Source organism: Adhaeribacter aerolatus, from assembly GCF_007991635.1.
Taxonomy (GTDB): Bacteria; Bacteroidota; Bacteroidia; order Cytophagales; family Hymenobacteraceae; genus Adhaeribacter; species Adhaeribacter aerolatus.
The window spans coordinates 133,824-160,817 of the sequence record NZ_BJYS01000008.1; the positions used below are offsets into that span (position 1 = coordinate 133,824).

Genomic DNA, 26,994 nt, shown 5'->3' on the forward strand with positions numbered 1-26,994 from the left:
AAACTTTCCTTCTAGAAATTTAGGAAAAATAAGCTACTTAAGGCGGAATCAAAAGCTTAAATATTGTAAAAAAGAGGCGCTTGGCTGAAGTTGTCTGTTAATAAAGCAACTGGCCGGTCATAAGACACGGCCAGGGCACGGATTGGATACAGAGATAATGTTTGTGATGTTAATTGGGCAAATGCAATAAATTCAGCTAGTCTACCAGATTTGGTGTACGAGCGGTTTAATCCGGCTCTCGTAAATATTTTTTACGCCTGCTAATTGCTCTGGCGATAAATCCGGAATATTCAAAGCTTGTAGATTAGAAGTTAAATGTTCGGGTTTGGAAGCACCCGGTATAATGCAGCTTACTTCGTCAAACTGTAAAATCCAGCGCAAGGCCACGGGAGCCAAATTCCCTTGGTCTGGGAATAATTTTTTCAGTTCTTCCACCGCATCCAGGCCCAGGTTGTAATCAATGCCGGAAAAAGTCTCGCCTTTATCGAAAGATTCGCCGTTGCGGTTAAAGTTGCGGTGGTCCGTGGGGGCAAAATGGGTATCGGATTTAAACTTGCCGGTGAGCAAACCGCTGGCCAGCGGTACCCGCACAATAATACCAATATCGCGGCGCTTGGCTTCTTTAAAAAACAGCTCGGCTGGGCGCTGCCGGAACATATTAATTATTATTTGTACTGTGGTTACGTTCGGGTATTCAATGGCTTTCAGAGCTTCTTCCACTTTTTCCACGCTCACGCCCATATTCAGAATTTTACCTTCTTCTTTCAACCGGTCGAACAGCTCGAATATTTCGGGACGGTAGTAAACTTCGGTGGGCGGACAATGCAACTGAATCAGGTCGAGGGTTTCGAGGCCCATATTTTCCAGACTGTTTTCCACGAACTTGCGCAGGGCTGCCGGCGTGTACGATTCGTTTACGTGGGGGCTCAGGCGGCGGCCGCATTTGGTAGCTACGGCTATTTTTTCGGAGCGGCTGCGCACCAACCGGCCCACGGCCTTTTCACTTTCTCCGTCGCCGTACACATCGGCAGTATCAATAAAATTAATACCCGAATCTACAGCGGCGTTTAAAATTTTATCGGCGTTTTCATGGCTGAAAGTTTCGCCCCATTTACCGCCCACCTGCCAGGTACCTAAACTTATTTCGGATACTTCTATCCTGGTTTTTCCTAATTTTCTGTATTTCATTTTACAAATTTTGTTCAATCTGCTAAGCCGCAGGTATTATTTTTAACCTTAACTGCATAGCGATATAAAGTTTACAGCTTTTATGCAAAAGTAAATTTTAAAAAAAGGTTTAGAAAAAATATTCCGTGTCCAGATTAAATATTCAGAATACAATAAAAAACAAAAAAGCTCCGGAAAAGACCAGTTGTCTATTCCAGAGCAATTTTTTTAAACTTTTTAGGTCCAGCTTAAAAGTAGCAGCTACTTTGTTTTGAAATATAGCTTCTATACAAATATTGGCCGGTGCTAACTTTTAGGCCTTTTCTACTCCGTGCTCAACGTTTTAGGTTTGGCGGTGGGCGATTGGTTCAGACGGTAACTGAGGGTAAGGTTTGCTTGTCGTCTGCGCCCCTGATTTTCGCTGCTGGTATAAAAAACAACCCCCTCGTTACTCTGGCCGCGGAAAACCGACCGGTTTATGCGGGAATTAAATACATCCAGCACATTAAGGGTAACGGTTCCTTTTTCATTCAGGAAATCTTTGCTGAGGCCCAAATCTAAATAGTACAGAGATTTTTGGCTACCCTGAGCTGTTTTCTGAGGTGCTTCGTAATTGGCCCTTACCTGAAAATCAATATTTTTAGGTAAGGTAAACCGCGAGGTATGACGGGTAAACCAGCTATACGTGTTGTTGCTGAAATTTTCCTCAAAATTGCTGCCGTCGATAATTGCCCGGAAGAAATTAAAACTATGGTCTAGTTTCCACCAGGCTGTAGGCGTAATTGAACCGGTCAGTTCCAGACCAAAAGCATCTTCGCCGGCCAGGTTTTCAGGGCGCAACGTAGCAATTCCCTGGCTACTTACCCGCCGGATGGTGGCAATTTTACCAATGGAGTGGCGGTAAAACAAAGAAGACGAAAGCGAACCTTTATCGAAATATTTAATATGGCCAAAATCGAAGGCATTGGTGTATTCGGGGTCGAGGTTGGGATTACCGCCCATAAAATTCCGGCTGTCGGATAAGGTAAAATAAGGGCTTAAATCGCCGTAAACCGGGCGGCGCACCCGGCGGCTGTAACTTACCTGCAGGGCATGTTCGTTGGGTAAATTGTAGGTAAAGTGGGCACTCGGGAATAAATTGGTATAACGCCGCGGGTTTACTTCGTTTGTTTCGCGCAGGGTGGTTTTAACGTCGGTGTACTCGGCGCGCAGCCCAACCTGGTACGATAGCTTTTTGGTTTTATTGCCGAGGATACCGTAAAGGGCATTGATATTTTCGTTGTAAATAAAGTAGTTATCTAAACCTGGCAAGGGCGTAATAACGCCGGCCTCATCTTCATCGCCTACGAGGTAATCGTTTACCATGTCGCGGAAACTGCTGCGTAAACCCGCTTCCAGCTTCCCGCCTTCGCCAAAGGGCTGCACGTAATCTATCTGCGTCAAATATTGCTTTTCGTACTCATCGTTCAACGACCGCTGATACAGGCCACGGGCGGAAGCCGGCGTGCCTTCCGGCGAAAAAGTATTCTCGGTATAAACCTGGTCGGAGCGCTCCCAATAATCCAGGAACCGGAAATCGGCGGTTAACTCCTGTCCTTCTCTTGCAAAGTTCTTTTTGTAAGTAACGGCGTACTCTGCGTTTACTTCTTTTTCGTCCTCGTCCTGCTTGCGGGCCGTGTAACTCAGCAGCGATTTATTTGATAAATAATCTTCGTAACGAATTTTGCGAATCCGGTTTACATCGCTCCGGCGGAAAAGGTAAGATGCCGTCAGAATACTGGTTTCGGAGAAAAAATAATCTAAGCCACCCCGGATATTATTGTTAAAGCCCCGCACCTTGGTGGTGAAGTTTTGCCTCATAACCGAGGTAGTATCGTTGGCCGTAAGTTCCTGGTAAAGCGAGCCGCGGCTGGGCGTAATGCGGTAAGCCAGGCCGTAGTTTATAAAAAAGTTTACCCGCTTGTGCCGGTAATTAATATTGGCCGCGCCGCCGTAATTGGTCGGCTCGCCCCCAATTACTTCAAAAGACCCGTTAAAACCGTTTTTACGCTCCTTTTTAAGCACAATATTTATTATACCCGACATACCTTCGGCTTCGTACCGGGCCGAGGGATTAGTAATAATCTCTACTTTTTCAATTAAGCTGCCCTGTAATTGCTGCAAACCGCTGCCGCCTTTAAAACTTACCAACCCCGATGGTTTCCCGTCGATGAGGATGCGCACGTTTTCGCTGCCCCGCAGTTTTACGTTGCCTTCGGCATCTACCGATACCGACGGAATATTGCTTAATATTTCGGTGGCCGAACCGCCGGCATTGGCCAAATCCTGGCCTACATTAAATATTTTTTTGTCCAGCGATAATTCCATCGAGCTTTTTTCGGCCTGCACCACTACCTCGTTCAGGGTTTTACCCGCTGATGCTTCCAGCTTTATATTACCTAATTGGTGTTCTGTTTTATCGTTGGTTAAGGTAAAAGCTGGCGATTTTAGCGCTTTGTAGCCCATAAATTCTATCAGCGCATAAAATTCGCCTAAAGGTGCATCCAGCGTAAAATGACCGGCCTCATTCGTAATATTACCCGAAACCAAAGCATTATCGGCACTTTTAAAAAGCCGGACGGTGGCATAAGGCAACGGCTCACCGGTTACGGCATCCAGCACTTTGCCTTTTACGGCATCTTTTTTACTGCCCTGTGCCCATACCAGGAATGGCATTAAGCAGAATATTAAAAAACTGATGCTGGTTAAGTAAACTTTGCTTTTTTGGAGAAGTAAAATTTTAAACATAATTATCAGGTGGATAACGCGTTGATGCCGGTTTATAAATAATCGTTCTATCGGCAAATTACAAACCGATTTACAGAAATTAACTATATAAGTTAAAATATTCCCGAAATCAAGTGTTAAATAGAGTTAGTTAATGTTTATCTTTTGAAAGATTTCATCTTTCAATGCGAAGGTGCTAACTGTTAGCTAATTCCTAAGTTGGCTCAAGGCCGCGCGGCCCCGTTTGGTCATTCGGGCTGTCTAAGCTTGTTTTCCTCATACCTCGGAATGCTAAAGCACCACAACCTTAGAAGGTCCTCTTCGCCCAAACTGCTGTAGTCTGCTTCGTAGTTGCTGCCTATCTGCTGGCAGCAAAAACTTACTCTATTCGTTGGCACTAGCGACCAGAATGGCCCGGCTCCCCTCCTTTTTTCAAGGAGGGGTTCGGGGGTGGTTCCTTTTGTTTATTGTAATGCGCTCAGCCTTTAAATTTTCAAATATTAATCAAACTTCTTGGCAAGCATTTTCATGAAATAACCGCCTACTACGCTGCGGGCCTGGAAACCGACTTGGCGGCCGTTGGTCGTTTCGTGCCAGTCGCTGAGCGGAACGCGGCTGGTGGTTTCGGTGGTAAATTTATACACTGGGTTTACCAGGGCCTCAAAGTCTTGCTGGTTGCGGGTAAAGGTAGCCGTCCAGATTATCCAGTCTGATTTGGTGTAGGTTTTGCGGCTGTCGAGGGGCAAGCCGAAGGGTTGTTGTTTGGTGAGGTAATATTTAATTTCCTTTTCGTAAACTTCTTTCGGGAATAAATTTAAATCGAGTACCTCATCCCATACTAAATTATACTTCTGGCTCCAGGTATTTTTGTCGTTAAAAGTTAAAGCATAATGGTCGCCGGTATCGGCTAATTGCATCCACTTTTTGGTCATAGCGGCGGCCATTTTGTTGTATTTTTTGGCAGTAGCTTTTTCTTTTAACATACCGGCCAGCATGCCGTAACACCGCAGCCCCACAATAGCTTTTATAGATAAATTGGCGTTACGGGCCAAATGGCCGGCAAAATCATCGGTCGATAACTGGCTGGCGGGGTCGAAACCTTCTTTGCTTAAATATTCGGCCCAGGTAGTTAAAGTAGCCCAGTGCTTTTTGGCGTAGTCGGCGTTGCCTTCGGCTTTGGCAATGGCAGCCGTTAAAATGAGCATGTTACCGGATTCTTCTACGGGCATGTCTTCGCCGTAAGTTTGCCCGTTGGCCAGCGGGTAAGTACCTAAATCGTGGGCCGCAAAAGGCTTTTGCCATTTACCGCTTTCGCTGTAGTAAAAAATACCGTTCAGCATACCTTTTAATAAATCGGGATTGTACAACAAGAACAAAGGCGCCGAAGGATAGGTTACATCTACGGTGTTGATAGAGCCGTTGCTGAAGTTTTCTTTCGATAAAAACAATATTTCGCCGGTTGGGCTTTTTACCAGTTTGTGAGCCGCTATGCTTTGGCGGTAACCGGCTACACACAACTGAGCGTAATTTTCACCCCCGGCAGCTTTCGCATCGGCGTACATTTTTTTATCGAAAGCATTACACTGCTCTATAACTTTTTGGTAATCAGCGGCAGCCTGGGCAAATTGACTCTCGATGGTAGTACCTGGTTTATCGCGCCACCAGGGCCGGAGGTTTTGCCCGAAATATTGCACGGCGTAGATGTCGTCGTAGCCCACCATTACGAAGTTTTGCTGCACCGTTTTACCAACTTTACTTAAAGGCAGCACGGTGTTCAACATCAGGTTACGGCCGGTTTGCGTAGCGGCCCCAGAAGCTTTAGTATTATTGGCAAAATTAGCTACCGCTTCTTCGGCCGCTGATATAGTTTGGGTAGCTTTAGCCGTAGTTGGTGCTGCCACGTACACATAGCCCCAATCGATGCGTATATCGTCGCCTTTTTTCTGCAAGATGGGCTGCGCCGTGGTGCCGGCCTGCAAAATATTTAAATTACTGGCGGTGTAGGCTTTGGCACTTACCTCCTGAGCTGGGGTATTTACCGCTAAATTTGTAGAAGTTCCAAAATAAAGCTGCGCTTCGTGGGTGGCTTCGTCGCGGGCATTCACTGCAAACGATACGTAAGAAACCGGTCGGGCCAGCAAATCTAAATTATTTAACAGCAGCGGCGAAGTAAAGGTGAGGTTTAAATCCAAAGGGCCACAGGCAAACTGGTAAACAGTTTGGGTAGGCGTAACAGTTACACTTTTCTGAACCGCCGGGATAACGGCCACTTTTTTCTCTTCTTCCACTTCCGTTACCAGACCGGCATCGAGCCAGGCGCCACCGGCGGTATTGGCTATATGCAGGGCCAGCACGTTCTTGCCTTTTTTCAGTTTCTGGCGGATACCATCTGCAACCGGTATGTATTTAAACTTATGCACCCAGCCGGTAAAGTCGTAAATTTTCTCACCGTTCAAGTAAACTTCGATATTATCGTCGTGATTTAGTTTGAGGAACAGTTTATTAAAATCTACTTTATCCAGGTTAAAAGTACGACGCACCCACAGGTTTTTACTTTCCCAAAGGGTTTTAGGCTTTTGCCCTTTATCGCCGAAACGCGCGGCGCCGGTTTGCCAGTTTTTATCATCAAAACCGGGCTGCAACCACCTGGCATCGGGCTGCGATTCGGTATATTTCACTTCGTAATCTTGCTCGTCCGAAGCCGGTAGCACGGTTTTATAAACTTCTTCTTCCTGACCCAGGAAAGAATATATTTTGCCGTCTACTTTCAGCAACCCCAGCAGCGAGTGGTTTACATTGGTCCAGTGCCGGGTAGTGCTGGCATTGAGTTCATCGGTGTAAGACCAAATGCTGAAATAAGGGTCGTGGGTAATTAAGGGGTAAGCTGGCGCCCGCTTTAATTGGGCCTGGGCGAATTGCCCGATAAATAACAAGAAAGCCAGCGCGGCAATATTTCTAAAACTTAAGCCGCCTGGCCAATTTTTAAATTTAGTAAGCATTTTAACTTTAAATATTCAAATGGTAGCTAGTGAATTTGATATACTGATTAAGGTTTGCCGGCGCCGCAACCAAAATGGCCACAACACCGGCTATAGAATATTATCAACCTGATTATTATTAACCTAAGAGCTTCGGATCTTCCTGGTAGGTTTTCCAAAGCAGTTCCCCAAACAAAGTGTTGGCCCAGGCAAACCACGAGCGGGTAAACTTCTTTGGGTCGTCTTTATGGAAAGCCTCGTGCATAAAACCAGTGTCGCCGTGCGTACCTTTTAAGGCTTGAATACAGTTTTTAATTTCCTGGGGGTCGTTACTGGTGAGGGCGCGCATGGTAATGCTCATGGGCCAAATCATATCCTGCCCCACGTGCGGACCGCCAATACCTTCTCCGGCCGAGCCTTTAAAAAAGAAGGGATTATTTTGGGAAAGTAAAAATTTTCGCGTGTTCAAGTAAACCACATCCGTTGCCGAAACGGCGCCTAAATAAGGCAGAGATAATAAGCTGGGCACGTTGGCATCATCCATTAAATAAGCGCTGCCAAAACCATCTACTTCGTAGGCGTATATTTTACCGTATTTGGGATGGTTCACCACGGCGTGTTCTTGTAAGGCTTTTTCTACCTCAGTGGCCAGGGCCAGCAGTTCTCCGGCAGTGGCTTTGTCCTGGGCAATTTTTTCTAGCATGGTGGCTGCTTGCCTTAAACTTACCACCGCAAAAAAGTTAGACGGAATTAAAAAAGAATACACCGTGGCATCGTCGCTGGGCCGGAACGAGGAGCAGATTAAACCAACCGGGTTTACCGGGTAGCCGTAGCCGCTCATGGGCAAGGTATCGGTAGCGTGCGGCGTGGTACGCTGGAATTTATAAGGGCCTTTATTTTCCTTGCGCTGTTGCTCCCGGAAAGTTTTAAGCGTAGTTTTAATAGCTTGTTGCCATTGGCTATCAAAAGGTTTGGTATCGTTGGTGGTTTGCCAGTAGTGGTAAGCCAGCCGGATGGGGTAACACAGCGAATCTATCTCCCACTTCCGCTCGTGTACGCCGGGCTGCATCTTGGTTAAGTCTTTGCTCCACTCCCCTACTTTGGTATCGTCGCCGTAAAAAGCGTTGGCGTACGGGTCTTTGATTACGCAGCGGGTTTGGCGGTTAATTACTCCGGCTACCAACTGCCGGAGCGGCTCATCTTTTTTCAGAAATTTTAAATACGGCCACACCTGCGCCGAACTGTCGCGCAACCACATGGCATCAATATCGCCGGTTATTACATAGGTATCAGGTTTGCCGTCTTTTACGGTGTGGGTAACAGTGGTATCGAGGGTGCTCGGGAAGCAGTTTTCGAACAACCAAGCCAATTCTTTATCTTTTACTTTCTTTTTAAATTCTGAAATAGCACTTTCAACGGATTTGCTGCTGAAATTACGCTTGGCAGCGGGTACGCGCACCACCGGAATATCGGGTGCGGCAGTTAATGTTAAGGGATTTAGGTAGGCGCCGGCACCTAGTAAGGCGGCGCTTTGGATAAAGGTTCTTCTTTTCATTCTAAATTAATAATTAGGCCTACAAAACTTAGTACTCCTGTTGCAGTGCTTTTGCACCTGCTTTCTAGATAGTATAAATCATGCTACAGCCTGATAAAAATTGTATAAAAGTCTTGGGAGTAAACAAATATTCAGCTGTTCTTCTACTTTGGTTAATTAACACGAAAAGTAGAAAGAATAAGAGGAAAATAAAATTTTAAGCAGATTGAAGTGGTTTGAGTTGGGCAAATATTGCCTGATGTTTTAACCTTTGAAAGATTTCATCTTTCAATGTGAAGGTGCTAACTAATATTTAAAGACTAAGTTTGCTCACGGCCGCGAGGCCCCGTTTGGTCATTCGGGCTGCTCATCTTTCCTTTCCTCCTTCGTCGGAATGCCTCGTACCTCGGCACCGGAAACCTGAAAGGCCCTCATCGCCCAAACTGCTGTAGTCTGCTTCGTAGCTGCTGCTATTCTACCTTTAACCAAATATTAAATATTTAATACGGCCTATTCTATAATCTTCAGGCTGCGCTTAACTGTTAGCCCGGCTCCCCGCCTAAGTTTAGGAGGGGTAGGGGGTGGTTGTTTTTAGCTATATTTTCCTATACAGGACTTTCGCAAATTGGTCGTTTATTTCTTTAAACTTCCCCCACCCCCTCCAAAGGGGGACTTTTAAATAGTTTTACGAAAGTTCTACTATAAATAATACCGAACTCTATACCTTTTTTAATCAACCAAAGCAAAATCTAAATGCTCGCTTTAAATATTAACGGCTGCCTACTTCTTTGGCTTGAAATTGCAGGAAATAAAAGCTTTTTTCGTCAGCTACTAATTTATCCGTTCCGGTTGCTTTATCTTTTTCAAACCGGATATTTACAATAGCAGTTTTACGAGGGCCTACTTTCGTAGCTGAGAAATGGGTGTGCAACACGTAAGTTAGATTCCCTTTTTTATCTTTTACAAAATCGCCGTGACCGGTGCCATTTTGGCCTAGATTGTTTCTGCTAATAATGGGGTTGCCGGTGTATTTTTCCCAGGGCCCGTAAGGGCTTTTACTGACGGCGTAGCCCACCGCATAATCGGGGTTCCGGAAATCGTTGGTGGAATAAACAAAATAATAAAGGTTTTTATGTTTCAGGATAGAGGGGCCTTCCGCTACGGGCCAAGGTGCCTTGGCGGTATTTTCCCAGGGCTCCACGGCGGTAAGGCATTCTTTCAGGGTTTCGGGTTTAATGGCGCTCAGGTCGTCGGTCATTTCGGCTACAAAAAGCCGGTTGCCTTGGTTTAGGCGCACATGGTACAAATATTTGCGACCATCGTCGTCTATAAACACAAACGGATCTATTTGCTTTACAGGGGCAGTTAAAGGCTGCTTTTTTGTTTGCGTAAATGGACCTAGCGGACTGCTGCTGGTGGCAATAGCAATTTGCTCGTTGGCGGTATAAGCCATGTAAAACTGATTGCGGTAATAAAATACCTGCGGCGCCCAGAAACCTTGCTCGCCAAAAGCATCACCTTTCCGGAGAGCATAACCCGCGTTAACTCCTATCGGTCCTGCCCAGCTTTTTAAATCCCGGGAGGTATATACGGTGAAACCCAGGTTGGCATTGGCTCCGCCAGTACCGTACAAATAATATTGGCCTTTGTGGTAAAATATAGTCGGATCGGCCAGGTAAATATCGCTTGAGGTGTTATCGGTTTTTACCTGGGCCCAAGTCGCCTGCCCGGAACAGCAAAGGATAAAGAATAGCCAAATAAAAAATTGCAGGTATTTTAATCCTGCTGAAGAACACGACTTAGCAAAAATATTAATTGTCATTTATAGCAGGAATTAGGTCAATAGCTGTTAAAGCCATACAAATATATTCCTTTCCCAGAATAGATAATGACGATCTAAAAGGTTTACTGCTTGCCCGCTCTCCCTAATTTGACTCGGCTAGCCGGAGACGTAAAAAAATTAATAAAATACCAGGAACCCTGCTCCGGTAAAGAATATTTTAGGCTACTAAATAAAAGGCGTAATTAAATCAGAGACCTGAACTGAATTTATTTTACTCCTATTTGTAAGAAGTCGAAGACTTCTTTTTTATTTAAAGTTTGTAGTCTCCTTCGGAAGGCTACAAACAACAGGGACGACATAAAGCAGCGGAAATTATCCACCGTAAAACAACAATTCAGATTAAATAACTGCTGCTTAACCCTTAAACAAACTTTTTCTTGATGGTGTATTTTCCTACCTCTTCTCCATCGTCGCGGATCATTTTGAGGTTCAGTTCTTTTTTAGTGGCGTGTAATTTTATCAGCGTTCTTTTGCCCTCCAGCGGCCCGCCCCCAATTACAATGGGGTAGTTATGAGTAGCATCGGCATCGTGGGTGGCATACCGGTGTGTATGGCCCGAAAGCATTAAATCTATTTTGCCTTTGTTGAACAATGGCCCGAAAAGTTGGCGGCAGTGCAGGGTGCCGTGCCAGTCGCCGGAATGATAAGGAGAAATATGAATCAGCACTACCCGGAAAGCTGCTTTTTTAAACACTTCGGATTCTATTTCTTTTTCTAACCATTTCTGCTGCACTTCGCGGTACTCGTCAAAAGCTGCCAGCCCGTTGTATTCCCAGTTATCATCGGTTTTATCTTCGCCGGAGTCCAGTATAACAAAGTGTACGGGTCCGCGCGTAAACGAATAATAATATTTATCGGTCGGGTAAGTAAAATAATCGGGTAGCTGTCGGGCAAAGCTGCCCCGCACCTCGTGGTTGCCTTGCACAAAAATAAAAGGCACTTCTTTCGAAAACACCTCGGTGCAAGGTTTAAGCAAATGATCGATTACCTGCTCTTCGCTATCCACGTGGTCGAAACAATCGCCGTTTAAAACCACAAAATCGAAATCGGGATTATTGCCGGTGTAACCGTGCTTGTACAAGAGCTGCGGAATAGTTTGGGGCCGATCGTGGATGTCGTTTAAGATTACCATTTTAAACGCCTCTTCGTCAACAGCCGGCGTTTTAAAGCTATAAATTATGCTTTGCAGCGGCTGGCCATACTCCACTTTAGAAGCCTGAAAATGCAGTATTTCTTTCGAATTGATGCGGTATTTGTATTCGGAGCCGGGTTTTAAGTTTTTAATCGTAACTTTATTAATGCGGTTATTAGCTTGGATCAGGCCATTTCGGGCAGTATAAGCCTTTAGGCTCAGGTAGGTTCCGGCCCCGTATTCTACCCAGCTTAGGCTGTTGTTGTTCGTAATCCAAACAATGGTTACCTCATTGGGCATCAGGTTCTGCAAATAAGGACCCGCTATAAAGGCAATTTTGTCGTTGGTTTTATTTATGCCAGCGAGGGCTGTGCTCCAGGTCGGTAAAGCCAGGGTACCCAGCGCACCTATTTTAGACAGCTTTTGAATAAATAATCTTCGGTTAAAAGGCATCTCGGGAATTCTTCTAGAATTAAATTTTAATATTTCCTACCGGATTACCGGTATCTCCAATCATTTCCAAGGCAAAAGCATTTTGGTCGGCTTTTACCCGGATGATGGTACGGGCGCCTTCTTTGGGGCCGCCGCCAATTACAATGGGGTAATTATGCTGTCCGGCTACCGGTGGGTGAATGCCGTACCGGTGGGTGTGCCCGGAAATTAAAAGGTCGACTTTGGCCTGATTTAAAATTGGTCCGAATACTTCGCGGCAATGCAGCGTGCCGTGCCCCTCGCCCGAATAATAAAAAGGAATATGACTGAAAACTATTTTGTATTTGGCCTTCTTAAAAGCTTTTTTCTGAACTTCTTTCTTCAGCCACTCAACTTGTTTCAACCGGTATTTATCAAAATCGACTAAGCCGTAATATTCTTTATCACCGTCCTTTTTATCTTCCCCGGAATCGAGCACAATGGCATATACCGGTCCATGCTGAAAAGAGAAATAATATTTCTGCTCCCGGTTATTAAAATAATTGGCTAAGTGGCGGGCAAATTTGCCGCGGGTTTCGTGGTTACCACGCGATAAAATAAAAGGCGTAGTGGTAGAAAATAACTGGCTCAGGGGGTGCAGCAAATGATTCACCAGTTGGTCTTCGTCGGTCTGGTAATCGAACATATCGCCGTTCAGGAAAACAAAATCTTTTTTGTCTTCGCCGCCATACTGCATTAAATGCGCAAAGGATTTCGGCCGGTCGTGTATATCGTTAAACACCAGAAACGAAACGCTATCGGCCTGAAGACTGGGGGTTTGAAATGAAAATGACTCACTCACGAAAGTATCTCCGTAGGTTACCTGGTAAGGTTTAAACTCTTCGATAACTTTTGAGTTAATGCGGTAATAATATTTATGACCCGGGGTAAGTCCGGTTAGCGTAATGCCGTGCACCGTATTATAGGCCTGAATCAATCCATCATCTACAGCCACTTCTCTCTTGTCTAAATTATCGGGGCTTTGGCCGTAATCTACCCAACTGTAACAAGGCACCTGGGTGAGCCAGCGCACCGTCATCTGGTTCGGCAGCGCCGATTGCAGATAGGGTTGGGTTTTAATAATGGGTGAATCGGGTAAAGGTGTATCTTTTACTGTTGCAGCCCCCAGCGAAGGTACCGGACATAAGCCGGCCAACCCTAGTACCCCTAGCGATGAAATAAATTTGCGGCGGTTTATATCATTAGATAAATCTTCCATTTGGTGTATCTTTTTAAAGATTAGAATCCTTTTTATTTTGTAATGCCCTGTATACAAGCTTTATTTATTAGCAGTACTGTCGATTTACCGATTTAACCGCTTACTTTCAAGCCCTTAGTCCAGTAGCATTTTATAGAAGCAATTATGCTTTTAATGCGGCTTGCCGGCAATTATTATTCAATTGGTAATATAATAAATCCCCGGCAAGCCAAAAAATAGTTGGTTTAACAACTGAAAAGCATATAGAAGGTCTTAGGAACCAACATTTATCCAGACCCGGATTACCATTACAGTAAGTTTGCCCCCTCCTGAGTGGTCAGCTGATACCGCAGGCAAAGTGTTCGGCGTACCTGAACTAGTTAAAATTTAAAATGTATTTAACATAATATATTAAATAATGTAATAAATTACTAATCACCCATTTCTAATAATTTGGATTTTGTTCGAGTTTGGCATTCTTCTGAATTTCGGATACTGGTATGGGTGAGAAATAACCCTTCGGATGAAATGCCCGCGGCCCCACCGAAACAATTTTGTACTGCAAGGTATGGCTGGTTTTATCCGGATTAAGTTTAGCCACGATATCGATGCCGGTAGCCGGCGAGTTCATTACCTGTTCGGCAATCAGCCAACGCCGGATATCGAAGTACCGGTGACCTTCAAAGGCCAGTTCGTACTTGCGCTCATAACGGTACAGGTCTTCCAGCGCCTGACCGGTAACCGAACTGGCGATGGCGGGCATATCGGCCCGGGTGCGCACTTTATTGATGTAAGTACGCGCCTCCGCAGCTTCGCCCAGTTCCAGACAAGCTTCGGCATAATTTAACAATACCTCGGCGTAGCGGAACATAATCCAGGGCTGATCGCCGCGGAAAAATTGCCCGTCTACGTTTTTATCTAAAAACTTACGGGTATAATAACCGGTGGTAGAGGCGTTCCAGTTTTCTATGGGGCTGAAACGGGTATCAACGCCCCAAACTACATCTATTTTGTTTGTAGCAGCGTTCCACACTTCTTTGCTGCCGGTTTGAATAATGCCCGCTGGTTCCGTGGCCGCCGCATCAGCCGGCCGGCTCCGCCAAACGGCACCGTTGTACAAAATAGAAGCGTAAAAACGGGGATCGCGGTTTTTATATGGCTCTTTGGCGTGCTCCGGATTACTCCAACTGAAAGGCGTACCGTTTCTTAACTGATAACCCGTTACAAATCCTTCGACGGGCAGGTTGCCGCCCCAGTTGTGGTAGCCGTTCGGACCGTTCCATAAGTCAACAGAAGTACCTTTTAGCTGTTTGTTGTGTAATTTGGCAAACAGGATTTCGGGATTGTGGTTATCTAAGAATATCCGGGTATAATTTTCGGCCGCTGAATCGGTGGGGGCGTACAAACCGTGCTTACCGGGGCTATCGATAATAGCTTTTGCCGCTGCTTTGGCCGCCTGCCACCGCTGCTTCTGGTCGCCGCCGGTGTATCCTACCAGCGCATTGGTATTGCCCGGCTTGTTAAACAAATCGCTGGCTGCGTACAGCAACATTCTGGATTTTAACGCCATAGCCGAATATTTGGTAGCCCGGCCCAAATTATCGCTATTATAGCTAGCCCCCAGCAATTCAATAGCGCTGTCGCAATCTTCCACAATGGCGTTTACGCATTCTTCAAAAGTACCTCTGGCAATAAACATGGCCTCGCCGTCGTCCAGGTTAAAATTTTCCTTCATTAAAGGCACACCACCAAAATGGCTAACCAGGTTAAAATAATAATATGCCCGGATAAAGCGAACTTCACCGATTAGCCGATTTTTCCAATTACTATCCTTGAAGGTAACTTCGTCTATCCGTTCCAGAAAAGTATTACAGTTACGAATGCCTTTGTAATAATTACCCCACTGCCCAAACTGAGTAAGCGTACCCATATTTTCGGGGGTGAGCGTACCTTTTACCACCACATCGGTGCCTTTGTCGCGCAGGTACATGCCCTCGTCCGAAACGGCGGTGTGCATTACTTTCCAGCTATCGGTAAATGGGTCCCAGATGCGGCCGTACAAATCGTTTACAAAAGCTTCTACCAGGGCCGGGTCTTTCCACACGTCGGCATCACTAATGGCATCCAGCGGCTTTCTTTCCAGAAAATCCTCATCGCACGAAGTGGCCCCGCCCAGAAACAGCACGCAGGCCACGAAAAATATTTTTTTAGATATAAATTTCATCTCTTTCGGCTTTAAAAAGTTAAGCTTAAACCAGCGTTATATATTTTAATTTGCGGATAATAATGACCCGCACCGTTCGGTAATTCGGGGTCAAATATTTTCACTTTGTCGAAGGTGAGTAAATTCTGGCCGCTCACGTACACCCGCAGTTGCTGCATTTTTAGCTTCTGTACCAAGGTTTCCGGAATATTATAACCGAGTTGCAGGGTTTTTAGGCGGAGATAATTGGTATTATAAAGCCAGTAAGAATTTTGCTGGGTAATCCAGTATTCGCGGTTATCGAAAACCCGGGCGACATCGGTATCGGTATTTTCCGGGGTCCAGCGGTTCTCGACATAAGCCAGCGGAAAATTACCAATCAAACCCGATTCGGTACGCACGTACTGGTTCGCGCCGGCGGCCCCCTGCCACAACATGCTTAAATCTAAATCGCCGAACACAAAATTCATGTTTAAGCCGTAAGTCCACTCCGGAAACTGCGATTTATTAAAGCGGGTGCGGTCCAGGGCATTAATTTTCCCATCTTCATTTACATCGCGGAAAATAACATCGCCGGGGCGGGCACCGGCCATGTGGGGCGTACTGTTTACGTGGTCCACATCCTTGTAAATACCCATGGCTTCGTAGTACAGGCTCGACCCAATGCGGGTGCCGGTGTATCTTTGGTAATCCGGAATATTTTCGGGTTCGTCCCAGAACAATATTTTATTGCGGGCAAAAGATACCGTACCGGCAGTTTCCATCCGGAACTTACCAAAAGATTTGCGGTGCGATAATTGGGCATCAAAGCCTTGGTTCTGTACTTTACCCAGGTTTTCGTCGGGCAGCACAATACCGGTATATTCCGGCACCGAGGCCGAGCGGGCAATGAGAATATTCGAGCGTTTGGTGCGGAAATAATCAACCTCCAAGCTAACCGACCCATTAAATAACTGGCTTTCGATACCCACGTTAAAATTATTCGCTACTTCCCAGGTAATATTTTCATTCGGAATCCGGATGGGGTAAATAGAAGGATTTAAGCCCAAATCGTTGCCAAATATTGAACCGGACCCGAAGCCGTAATTACTCAGGTACTGGAAGTTGGCCACTTTATCGTTACCCATTTGCCCCCACGAACCCCGTACTTTAAAGAAATCTACCAGGTTGATGTTGTTCTTCCAGAAGTTTTCGTTGGAAACGACCCAACCGGCCGAGAAGCCCGGGAAGAAACCAAAGCGTTTGTCGCGCGGAAAGTTCTGGGAGCCGTCGTAGCGCCAGTTAAAATCGAACAGATATGTATCTCTAAACTGGTAAGAAGCCCGGCCAAAATAATTTTTCCGGGCAGCTTCGTAACCCGAGCCGCTTACTTGTCTTTCGTCCTGGCCGCCGGCAAACAACTGGTCTACCGCTGCCGAAATAAAGTACCGGCGCGAACCGTAAAAATCGTTGCCTTTTTCTTCGTTTTGCTCATACGCCACAAACGCGCTGATGCTGTGCGGTCCAAAGGTACGGGCATAATTAATTTTAGAGTTGAGGGTAATCTGCTGACTGTGCACAAAAGATTCGGTCAGTTGCGGATCGCTCACGCCGCGTTCGGCTGAATTTAGAATGGGCTCGTTCTGGCCATTAAATCCGCCGAAGGTGTAGAGTGTCCAGGGCTTGATAAAGTTCTTTTTATAAGTCAGTTCTTTACTAGCCGCCAGGTTACCATCAATAAACAAGCCTTTTACCCAGGGCAATTTAATGGTGTACCCAAAAAGGGCGTTTACCAGGTTTATATCGTGCTTGTTGTAGCCAATGGTGTTGGTAGAAGTAACCACCGGGTTATTGCCCTGTTCAATATCGGGGCCGGGTAAGCCGTTGGGCCAAACCGCTGTTTCGGTGGGGCGACCCCGCTGAATAAACCGGAAAATATCGCTGGAGCCCAGCGGCGGGTAATTTTTATTGCTGTGCCGGCCCTGCACATCAAAATTAAGCTTGATATTTTCGGTTACATCGGCATCAAGGTTAATGCGTAAATTCTGCTGTTTGTAATTGGTCGCACTGTTGCGGTAAACGGCATCTTCGTAAACACTACCCAGCGAAACAAAATACCGCACTTTATCGCCGCCGCCCCGCAAACTCAGGTTGTGGCGATTTTGCAACGACCACGGTTTAATTACCGCATCAATCCAGTCGGTGTTGGGGTGCGTCCAGGGCGAAGAACCATCTTTAAACTTCTGAATATCTTCATCGGTATATTTCGGACGAGTACCGGCATAACCCAGAATTTCGTTAGTTAATTGGGCATACAAGCCCGCATCGGCCATTTCGGGCATGCGCGTGGGCGTTACAAAACCCTGGTTAAAATTATAATCGAGGGTGGGTTTGCCGGTTTTGCCTCTTTTGGTTTTTACCAGAATTACCCCGTTGGCGGCCCGGGAACCGTAAATAGAAGCCGAAGCATCTTTTAATACCGAAATACTTTCGATGTCGTTGGGGTTGAGTTTATCTAACCCACCCAGGAGGCTGGGAATACCGTCCACTACAATCAGCGGCGAGTTATCGCCCAAGGTGCTCTGGCCCCGGATAAATAATTGCGAGCCACCGCCACCGGGTTCGCCGGAACGATCCACGGCAATAACGCCGGCTACGCGGCCGGTTAAAGTATTCGTTACGTGGGTTGTGGGCGCCTGCTTCAGGTCCTCTCCTTTTACCATCGAAATAGCCCCGGTAACGTTTACTTTTTTCTGGGTACCGTAACCTACCACTACTACTTCTTCTAAAGCTTTGGCATCGTCTTCCAAGGTAATATTAAGCGTTCCGCCGGAAGTGGGTACGGGTACTTCTTTCGTAGCAAAGCCAATAAAAGAAAATATTAAGGTGCCGCCGCTGTTTGGAACAACCAACGTATAACTGCCATCGGGCCCGGAAGTAGCGCCGTTATTGGTTCCTTTTAATAAAATGGTTACGCCCGGCAAACCTTCTCCGCTTCTGGAAACTATTTTACCTGAAACCGTAATATCTACTGCGGCAACCGAACTGGAACGCAGGAAATTGGCTTCCGGATTGGTTAACGGCCGTAAACGGACGTGAATATTATTATTTACCTGCTTAAATTCCAGTTGGGTATCTGCGGCCACCCGGGCCAGTACCTTTTCCAGCGATTCGTTTTTTGCCGAAATGCTTATCTGAACTTTATGCGGGGTTTCCTGCTCATCAAAAGCAAATTTATAAACGGTAGCGGCTTCAATTTTCCGGATAAAATCCTGCAAAGAGGCATTGCGAAGCGATAAGGTAATCTTGGTTTCTTTCAGACCCTGCAACCTTTCGCCGGCGTCGGCAGCCGATACAGCCGAAATAATTATTAGTTGAAACAGCATACTTAACAGTGTGCTGCCAGCTATCCGGGGAAACAGATAGTATAGATTTTTTTTCATAAGTTTGGGTTTAGTTTTTAATTCATTTTTTACCAAAACTCCGGCAACCTGCATGCGCCAACATTTGGTTTTCGGAGGTAAGCGCCGTAAAGCTTCTGTCCAGAAGTTTTGCGGCGTAATTTTACAGCTTCGTTATTTCATATAGGTTAAGTTTTCGTTATCTAAACTTTATCATTACTTTATCCTCCTTCTTTTCATAAGTAAAGTTTTTCACAAAGGCTATCCCGGTCAGCACATCATCCAGGCTTTCGTTCTGATAGCTGCCGGTGTAATGCCATTCCTGCTTTTTGCCCGGAATCTTGCCGGACACCTGAATATGGATGCCGTACCAGCTTTCCAGTTTCTGAATAACCTCTTCTAAATTGGCTTGCTTAAAGTACAAAATCCCTTCCCGCCAGCTTAAAATCGCCTGTGCATCAAAACCAGAAACTTTATAAGTAAGGTCTATTTGGCTATATTGTAATTGCTGGCCGGGTTGGAGAATGGCCAGTTGGTTTTTATTTCCGGGTTGGCTTTTTTCAATTTTTACCGAGCCAGTGGCTAAGGCTATTGCTACATTTTGTTTACCAGGGCGGTAATTAATATTAAAAGAGGTGCCTAAGGCCTGGGTAAAAAGACCGCCGGTTTTTACAATAAAAGGCCGTTGGGCATCTTTGGCCACCTCAAAAAAAGCTTCGCCGGTTAAGGTAATTTCTCTTTTATGCGAAGTAAAGTGCTGCGGATAAGTAACCTGACTATTGGCGTTTAAGGTAATGACCGAGCCATCTTCCAGGGAGATATTTTTCCGGATGCCAGGACCTGATTGGATTGTTACCAACCGAATAGCAGACGTATTTTCACCGGTGAAATAATTAGAGAAAAACCATAAGAAACAAACTGGTAAAAATATTGCCGCCGCCGCTTTCAGCCACCACTTCCAATTACTTTGCGGCAGGCGCAGATTTTTTGTGGTTTGGCACGCCGAGTCTTCAGCCAGATTTTCGTCAGCTTGCTTATCTATATTCGCGTTAATACGCGCTAAAATATCTGTCGCATTGGCGGAAAATTCTTTATGTGCTTCTCCTGCTTCCGTTTCCTGCCACAGCCGGTATAATTCCTGTTCTTGGTGCACCCCGAGTTCCGTTCCTTTGAACCACGCCAGAACCTTTTTCACCTCTTCCGGCGAACATTCTCCTCTGAAATATTTCTCTAAAAGTGTATCTTCCATTACCCGTGAAAGGCCGTTTGGAGGGTATACACTTAACTTTAGATCAGCACCACTTCGGTTTCAGAAAATTTATTTATTTTTTAAAAACCTTGACTTAACCTTTTTTTATGTTTAGTTTTCTAATCAGAATACTATATAATTTGTGAAATATTTAATTTTTCAGTTAAATACTTCCTCAGGATCTTTAAAAAGCTTAAATTTTATTTAACCGGTAAAATGACGGAAGCAAACGCTGATAACAGCTCGGCCATTATTCAAGCACTGAAACAAGGTGAGCGCCTTGCTTTCGAAAAGGTTTATCAATGCTTTGGGCCCAAGCTGTATGCTTTTACCGTAAAATTAGGTTGCAGCAAAGAAGATGCGGAAGAAGTAGTGCAGGAGGTATTTCTGAAAATATGGGAGCGTAAACATTTTTTAGACCCGGAGCAAAATTTTGATGGGTATTTATTCCGGATGGCCCGCCATATTGTTTATAACAAAGCCCGGCACCAGGTGCATGTATTCGCTTACCACCATTATTTGACCGGCACCCAACATTTGACCAGAAGCGACACCGAAGAAAGCCTGGATTACCAGGAACTGGACCAGTTGCTCCAGGAAACTTACGCAGCTCTGCCTCCGGTACGGCAACAGGTTTTTGTCATGAGCCGTTTAGAGGGGTTAAGTAATAGCCAAATTGCCGAGAAACTACAAACCAGCAACAGCAACATCGAAAACCACCTGAATAAAGCGCTGCGGGCAGTCCGGATTAAGCTAAAGCTGTATAAAGTTATTTATTTTAATATTTGGTTTCTCTTTAGCTTTCTATAGCCTTAAGTATCTAAAGTCCCCCTTTGGAGGCGGTAAGGGGGAGGATTTACCTGACTAATATAAATCGGGTTCGGGAGCAGGATTAGATATCCTGCTCCCGACAAACTTGCTATTACCAGCCCGACCGATTACGGCCGCCGCCCAGAATACCGCCGAGTAAGCCGCCTAAGCCACCGGAACTCATGCCGCCATAGCCGCGCCGGCCGTTTAAACCACCCAAAATTGAAATAATTGAACCCAGGCCGCTGCCGCCGGACCCACCGCGGTACATACCGCCGCCCATCATGCCGCCGCCTAGTAAACCACCGAGCAAGCCGCCTCCCAGGCCACCCATACCGCCCATCATGCCGTGGCTCCGGCGACGACCGCCGCTCATCATGCGGCTAATTACAATGGGGGCCAATATTCCTAACATGCCTGTTACCATTTGGGGCGAAATGCCGGCGTTTTTAAACATATCCCCGAAACCACTTTTATTTACAAACGATTGGGAGGTGGTATCTTCGCCTTTTTGCTGGGCTTCGTTGGCGGTATTTACAAAATTATCGAGGAGGCTAAACTGCTTTTGGTTGATGCCCAGGTAATTGGCCATTTCCTGGATGTGCTTTTCTTCTTCAGGCGTATACTTGCCGTCGGCTTTGGCAAAACTGATAATATCGGTTACAAACGAAAAACGCAACTGGCTGTTTTTAAGCTGATCTAAACATTTTTGCAGGCTGATAGCCGAAGGATTGCGGGCTATTTGCACCACCTCCTCCTGAATATTTTCGGGCAGTTCGGCGGCTTCGCCCATCAGGCGCAAAAACTCCAGTTCTTCGTCAGAGGCTTGGCCGTCGGCCGAGGCCATGGTGGCCAAAGCGGCTAAATACGCACCCCTTTCTTCCAGGGAATAATCTTTTAATAAGGTTGTCTGCTCTTGTTCCATTAGTTTTATCAGGTTTGGTTCCGACTTGTGTTAACGTGCCGAACGGAAGTAAGTTAATATACTGCTTGGTGTAAAGTACCTATTTATACGGCGCGGCTTTGCCGACTTACACTAATGAAATTTTCGCCTGGTCCGGCATACTCTTGTTGTTCCGGAACAACTTTACCCTATCGCAAACATTTACCTCATCATAACAATTATTTTATCAGCTTACTTTTTAGAGCTCTAAACCGAATATTTTCTGTTCTTTGGTTTCGGTAAAGCTGGCTTTTAAGTAAAACTGGTGGCTAGCCAGCCGTTTGGTACTGCACCTTACTTTTAGGTGGGTGATCTGCCGCTGCCGGCTCCATTGTTTTACTGCCTCTATTAATATTTTGCCAATGCCTTTACCCCGGTACTTTTCATCTACCACCAGGCCGCCAATTTCTACAAAACGCCCCGACTCTAACCGTACTGCATAAAAAGCGTGTACCCAGCCAACTACTTGGTTACCGGTTTCGGCTACCAGGGCTAAATGGTTGGCGCTGTCTAAAATTTCGGAGATTAGTTCGGCAGTAGTGGTGCCGGTGGTTTGATAACCTAATTGCGTGGTTAATTCGGCGACGGCGGCACTATCTTGTACGGTAAGTTTTTTAATATTTATTTCCATTCTGAATAAATTAAGTATTATGGCCTACCAAGCTGCAATTATTGACCGACAGGCTAATTCAAATCCTCTTAATTTAAATATTTACTCCTTTACTTTGGGTTGTTAAATTAGAGCTATGCAAAACCACTTGGGTTTCGGAAACAGGAATTTAACCAATACTTACCGTAGCCCTATAACCAGAAGTAATATATAGCAGTATCCTTTGCATTATCACACCAACCATATACTAGATTTCTAATTTCAACTATGAAAATAATATTTTTCAGCGCTAAGCCCTACGACCAGCAGTTTTTTACCGAAGTAAACCAACAATTTAATTTCGAACTGAATTTTCTGGAAGCACATTTAAACAGCAAAACGGCAGTACTGGCCAAAGGCTACGATGTAGTATGTGTTTTTGTGAATGATACCGTTACAAACGAAGAACTAAAGGTGCTGGCCGAACAAGGCATAAAATTACTGGCGCTACGTTGTGCCGGCTTTAACAACGTAGATTTAAAAGCTGCGGGCGCTTTGGGCATTAAAGTGGTACGGGTACCGGCTTACTCGCCGTATGCCGTGGCCGAACATACCCTGGCGCTTATCTTAACCTTAAACCGCAAAACCCACCGGGCCTACAACCGCGTGAAAGAAGGCAACTTTGCCCTGAATGGTCTTCTGGGTTTTGATTTGCACGGCAAAACCGCCGGCCTGATTGGCCTGGGCAAAATAGGGTTGGCCACTGCCCGCATATTAAAGGGTTTTGGTTGCCGGGTTTTGGGTTATGATGTGGCAGAACCAGCCGAAGCGGAAAGCATTGGTGTTGAATTTAGCTCTCTCGATACGCTCTATGCCCAATCCGATATTATTTCGCTGCACTGCCCGCTAACGCCCGAAACGCACCATATTATTAACCGCGGTTCTATTGCTAAAATGAAAAAAGGCGTAATGCTGATAAACACCAGCCGGGGCGCATTGATAGATACCCGCGCCGTTATTGCAGGCCTGAAAAAAGAACAAATCAGCTATCTGGGTTTAGATGTGTATGAAGAAGAAGGCGATTTGTTTTTCGAAGACTTATCGAATAAAGTAATTCAGGACGATGTTTTTATGCGGCTGCTTTCTTTTAACAACGTTTTAATTACCGGACACCAGGCTTTTTTAACTTCCAATGCCCTTCAAAAAATTGCCGAAACCACTTTACAGAATATCCAGGACTTTGCAGATAAACGCGAACTCGCCAATGAAGTAAAGTAAACCCTTGCCTACCGGAGAGACTTCTGCAGGACTAAGGTTAAAATCCGCGGAATCTCCGGTTGGTCCTCATCGTCGAAATATTCGTTCAGGTCTACTAGCGCTAACTGTTGGCGGCGGGCGGCTTGAACGAAATCAGAAATATGGTGGGTAAAACATTCCAGCTCCGTGCGGCCAACAGCGGTGTCGAAGCGGGCTTTGGTACCGGCATATTGCTTAAAAGGATGTAATTCGCCAATGTAAACGTGTCCGCCGGGTTTTAGCACTTTCGCTACCTGCGCAAAAATAAAATTGAGGTTGGCAATGTGTTCCAGCACCAGGCTAAAACTTACCAAATCAAAACTTTCAGTTTCAAAAGGCCAATCGGTGGTAATATCAGCTTGCATAAAAGTTACGTTGCTAACACTAACATTTTCTTTGGCCCGCGCCAGCATTTCCTCCGATAAATCTACGGCCGTAACCTGCACCGCCTTTTGAACTAGCCAAACGGTGTTTTTTCCGGTTCCGCAACCTATTTCCAGGCAATTAACAAGAGGTATTGGGGCTAATTCGTGGCGCAAAGCTTTGGCCTCCAGGTCGCGGGTTTTATTTTTATTCGTGTCGTACTGGGTTGCCCAAATATTATAAGCTTCTCTGGTTTTCATACAAATGAATATTTATAAAGCTTTGGCTTAAATAATGAATGAATAAACCGGGTTTTTCCTGCATCTGTATTAAAGTCATTTATTCTTCATTTAAGAAAATCAACTAAAATTTAACCAAGCAGCCTTACAAAAGTACTTTGCTGAATAAAAAAATACAATACTTATAACAGGTTAACAATCATTACATTACCATCAATAGCTTCTGAAAACACCTACTAAATTTTACAGCCTGCCTCCGTATTTATTCCAAATATTCAGCATAACTCCCTTGTAACCAACTCGTAAGGTAGGTGCTATGAAAAAGGAAGAAATATTCTTATCCGATTTTCAACGGATATTTTTAGGGAATGCGCCGTGGGAATTTATGTTGGAGGTGCTGCTACGCACCATCATTATTTACCTGGCTTTAACGGTTATAATGCGGTTGTTGGGCAAACGCATGAATGCGCAGTTAACTATTTCGGAGTTGGCCGTTATGATTACGCTGGGCGGTATTGTCTCGGTGCCCATGCAGGTGCCGGAACGCGGTCTGTTAGTAGGCATAGTTATTCTGCTGGGAGCTTTGTTTTTTCAGAGAGGCTTAAACTGGCTGGGGTTTAAGTTTAAAAAAGTAGAATTACTCACGCAGGGCGATATTCAGTTAATGGCCAAAGATGGCTGCCTGGATATTACCGAAATGAGCAAAGCAAAGGTATCGAAAGAACAGCTTTTTGCCAACCTGCGCTCGCAAAATGTGCAGCACCTGGGTCAGGTAAAACGGGTTTACCTCGAAGCGTGCGGCCTGTTTAGCGTTTTCCGCGAAAAAGATCCGAAACCCGGTTTATCTATCCTGCCCGAACAAGATGTTGAGCTGCATAAGGCCGAGCCGCGGGATAACGAATATTGTGCCTGCTTGCAGTGCGGGCAATTAGCGTTAAAAGAAAGTGTAAAAAATAAGGCCTGCACCCGCTGTGCTAATAACGAGTGGACGTACGCCGTAAAAGAAGTTTAAAGAATGAAACCCGAAGAAATACAATTCGGCGATTGGGCCCGAATCTTTATGGGCGAGAATCCGCCCGCTTTTTTTATTGAAGCGCTCCTCCGGATTGCCATTATATATATTATCCTGATGGTATCGATGCGAATAATGGGCAAGCGCATGGGCTCTTTGCTTACGCGCAACGAAATGATTGCCTTGGTTTGTTTAGCTGCAGCTAACGGAGTGGCTTTGCAATCGCCGGAACGTGGCATATTGCCGGTAATAATTATTGCAGTGGTTATTATTGGCTTTCAGAAATATATTGCCTGGCGGGCCATGAAAAGCACCAAATTTGAAAGCCTGGTACTGGACGATGTGGATTTGCTGGTAAAAGATGGCTATTTGCAGTTAGATAAAATGGAACAAACCCGCCTTACCCGCGAACGCCTGATGGCCGAGTTTCGGCACAATGGGATTAATAATGTGGGCCGGGTTCAACGCGCTTATTTAGAAGCCAATGGCAAGTTCTCTATTTTGCAATATCCGGATGAAAAAATAGGCTTATCTACCTTGCCCAACTGGGACAAAGATTTTCATGAATCGCTGCCGAAAGCGCCCGGTAATTACGCTTGCCGCAGTTGCGGCAATATTGTAAAAGGTGCCAAACCCACCCACGAATGCGATCGCTGCCACCTCCAGGATTGGGAAGAAGCCGTAATCACCTAAGTGTTTTTAATCTAACAAAACAGCTTTATAAACCAATCTTAAACACAATATTCTGGCTTTCATTAAGATTGTGATAATAAGGCTATTCTACTCCTCGCCGGGGTTAAGCCAAACAACTTTTTGGTCGGGGGTATGGGGCTGGCCAATAATATCACGGTATAAATCGGGCCGGCGGGCTTTCTTATAACGGTAACCGCCGGCATCTTTTAATTTCTCCGGAACAACAGTGGCAATAGCAATATCATTATCCAGCTTCCGGCACTCGGCAATTACGTCGCCAAAAGGGTCGATAATCATGGAACAACCATTTTTTAGCTGGTCATCGTCCATACCAATGGGGTTTGAGAAAATAATGTAAGCTCCGTTATCGTAGGCCCGCGCGGGCAGCCATTTCATGAGCCAGTCCCGGCCTTTCATGCCGTCAAACTCTAATCGCAAAGAGGTCGGGTCCTGCTCGCGGTTTTCCCAAAGCTTAGGCTCCACAAAGCCGGCACCGGGCCGGGTAGAGGGCGTGCACATGGTTACGTGCGGCGTAAAAATAATATCGGCGCCCAGCAAATTGGTTGCCCGTACGTTTTCAATAATATTATTATCGTAGCAAATTAAAATACCACATTTCCAGCCAAATAAATCGAATACACAATAGCTATCGCCGGGGGTAATATTGGGGTTGATAAACGGATGCAGTTTCCGGTATTTGGCCACCAGTCCGTTTTTATCTACGCACACATAACCTTTGTAAATTTTATCGGCTTCGTCTTTCTCGAAGAGGCCGGCCAATACTACAATATCGTGCCGGCGGGCTATTTCGGTTAACCGTTTTACACTCGGACCATCCGGAATAAACTCGGCTACCTCCAGCATCTGGGCTTTAGAAAGCGGGCGCGCAAACGTATAACCCGTTATAGAACACTCGTGAAAAGAAATAATTTTAGCACCGGCCTGGGCGGCTTGCCGGCTCAGGTCCTCTATCACACTTAAATTATATGCTTTGTCGTTGCTTTTATTCTCGAACTGAGCCGTTGCAATTTTAAGTTTTTTCATTGGTGTTATATAGGTTGAGTTTCAGGTTAGCTTTTGCTCTAAAAGATAGAATCGGCTTACTCTTCACCTGGTTCTTCTGGTTTA

Annotated in this window: 18 protein-coding genes; 4 read left to right on the plus strand and 14 right to left on the minus strand. The window is 45.5% G+C overall.

Annotated features, from left to right (window positions below; genetic code table 11):
- Positions 1 to 201: 201 nt before the first annotated feature.
- The 10 genes from AAE02nite_RS07675 to AAE02nite_RS07720 form a co-directional block, all read right to left on the minus strand.
- Positions 202 to 1,188 (minus strand): aldo/keto reductase, encoded by a 987-nt coding sequence (locus AAE02nite_RS07675; RefSeq protein ID WP_146896637.1) that lies wholly within the window; start codon positions 1,186 to 1,188, stop codon positions 202 to 204.
- 303 nt (positions 1,189 to 1,491) lie between these two features.
- A complete protein-coding gene (locus tag AAE02nite_RS07680) occupies positions 1,492 to 3,882 on the minus strand; it encodes a TonB-dependent receptor (protein WP_146896639.1) in 2,391 nt (796 codons plus the stop codon).
- A gap of 551 nt (positions 3,883 to 4,433) precedes the next feature.
- Complete coding sequence (locus AAE02nite_RS07685) at positions 4,434 to 6,932, minus strand: glutaminase family protein (RefSeq protein ID WP_146896641.1); 2,499 nt, start codon at positions 6,930 to 6,932, stop codon at positions 4,434 to 4,436.
- A gap of 118 nt (positions 6,933 to 7,050) precedes the next feature.
- The gene (locus AAE02nite_RS07690) at positions 7,051 to 8,466 is read right to left on the minus strand and encodes a glycoside hydrolase family 125 protein (protein WP_146896644.1); all 1,416 of its coding nucleotides are present in this window, start codon (positions 8,464 to 8,466) and stop codon (positions 7,051 to 7,053) included.
- Positions 8,467 to 9,214: 748 nt separating this feature from the next.
- Positions 9,215 to 10,267, minus strand: a complete 1,053-nt coding sequence (locus tag AAE02nite_RS07695; RefSeq protein ID WP_146896646.1) for a glycoside hydrolase family 43 protein — start codon at positions 10,265 to 10,267, stop codon at positions 9,215 to 9,217.
- Positions 10,268 to 10,649: 382 nt separating this feature from the next.
- On the minus strand, positions 10,650 to 11,873 hold the full coding sequence (locus tag AAE02nite_RS07700) for a purple acid phosphatase family protein (RefSeq protein WP_146896648.1): 1,224 nt from the start codon (positions 11,871 to 11,873) through the stop codon (positions 10,650 to 10,652).
- A 19-nt stretch (positions 11,874 to 11,892) separates the two neighbouring features.
- Entirely contained in the window at positions 11,893 to 13,110 is a 1,218-nt protein-coding gene (locus AAE02nite_RS07705) for a purple acid phosphatase family protein (RefSeq protein WP_146896651.1), read from the minus strand.
- Between the two features lie 424 nt (positions 13,111 to 13,534).
- Positions 13,535 to 15,313, minus strand: a complete 1,779-nt coding sequence (locus AAE02nite_RS07710) for a RagB/SusD family nutrient uptake outer membrane protein (protein ID WP_146896653.1) — start codon at positions 15,311 to 15,313, stop codon at positions 13,535 to 13,537.
- Between the two features lie 11 nt (positions 15,314 to 15,324).
- Positions 15,325 to 18,714, minus strand: a complete 3,390-nt coding sequence (locus AAE02nite_RS07715; protein ID WP_170252544.1) for a TonB-dependent receptor — start codon at positions 18,712 to 18,714, stop codon at positions 15,325 to 15,327.
- Positions 18,715 to 18,871: 157 nt separating this feature from the next.
- Entirely contained in the window at positions 18,872 to 19,921 is a 1,050-nt protein-coding gene (locus AAE02nite_RS07720; protein ID WP_146896657.1) for a FecR family protein, read from the minus strand.
- Positions 19,922 to 20,137: 216 nt separating this feature from the next.
- Here AAE02nite_RS07720 and AAE02nite_RS07725 point away from each other — a divergent pair, with 216 nt between their 5' ends.
- The gene (locus tag AAE02nite_RS07725; protein WP_146896660.1) at positions 20,138 to 20,731 is read left to right on the plus strand and encodes an RNA polymerase sigma factor; all 594 of its coding nucleotides are present in this window, start codon (positions 20,138 to 20,140) and stop codon (positions 20,729 to 20,731) included.
- A 112-nt stretch (positions 20,732 to 20,843) separates the two neighbouring features.
- Here AAE02nite_RS07725 and AAE02nite_RS07730 read toward each other — a convergent pair whose 3' ends face one another.
- Together AAE02nite_RS07730 and AAE02nite_RS07735 are read right to left on the minus strand one after the other, a co-directional pair.
- Positions 20,844 to 21,656, minus strand: a complete 813-nt coding sequence (locus AAE02nite_RS07730) for a tellurite resistance TerB family protein (RefSeq protein WP_146896662.1) — start codon at positions 21,654 to 21,656, stop codon at positions 20,844 to 20,846.
- Positions 21,657 to 21,873: 217 nt separating this feature from the next.
- On the minus strand, positions 21,874 to 22,305 hold the full coding sequence (locus AAE02nite_RS07735; protein WP_146896664.1) for a GNAT family N-acetyltransferase: 432 nt from the start codon (positions 22,303 to 22,305) through the stop codon (positions 21,874 to 21,876).
- A gap of 246 nt (positions 22,306 to 22,551) precedes the next feature.
- Between AAE02nite_RS07735 and AAE02nite_RS07740 the strand changes: the two genes are divergently transcribed.
- Positions 22,552 to 23,541: a 2-hydroxyacid dehydrogenase gene (locus tag AAE02nite_RS07740; protein ID WP_146896666.1), complete on the plus strand. Its 990-nt coding sequence runs from the start codon at positions 22,552 to 22,554 to the stop codon at positions 23,539 to 23,541.
- Between the two features lie 8 nt (positions 23,542 to 23,549).
- On the opposite strand, the gene AAE02nite_RS07745 is transcribed toward AAE02nite_RS07740, so the two are convergent.
- Positions 23,550 to 24,182 carry a class I SAM-dependent methyltransferase gene (locus AAE02nite_RS07745; RefSeq protein ID WP_146896668.1) on the minus strand — a complete coding sequence of 211 codons (633 nt, stop codon included), beginning with the start codon at positions 24,180 to 24,182 and terminating at the stop codon, positions 23,550 to 23,552.
- A gap of 295 nt (positions 24,183 to 24,477) precedes the next feature.
- Here AAE02nite_RS07745 and AAE02nite_RS07750 point away from each other — a divergent pair, with 295 nt between their 5' ends.
- Both AAE02nite_RS07750 and AAE02nite_RS07755 read left to right on the plus strand, forming a co-directional pair.
- Positions 24,478 to 25,173: a DUF421 domain-containing protein gene (locus AAE02nite_RS07750; RefSeq protein ID WP_146896671.1), complete on the plus strand. Its 696-nt coding sequence runs from the start codon at positions 24,478 to 24,480 to the stop codon at positions 25,171 to 25,173.
- A gap of 3 nt (positions 25,174 to 25,176) precedes the next feature.
- Complete coding sequence (locus AAE02nite_RS07755; protein WP_146896673.1) at positions 25,177 to 25,866, plus strand: DUF421 domain-containing protein; 690 nt, start codon at positions 25,177 to 25,179, stop codon at positions 25,864 to 25,866.
- Positions 25,867 to 25,953: 87 nt separating this feature from the next.
- Here the strand turns inward: AAE02nite_RS07755 and AAE02nite_RS07760 are convergent, their stop codons facing one another.
- Complete coding sequence (locus AAE02nite_RS07760) at positions 25,954 to 26,910, minus strand: nitrilase family protein (RefSeq protein ID WP_146896675.1); 957 nt, start codon at positions 26,908 to 26,910, stop codon at positions 25,954 to 25,956.
- Positions 26,911 to 26,994: the final 84 nt, after the last annotated feature.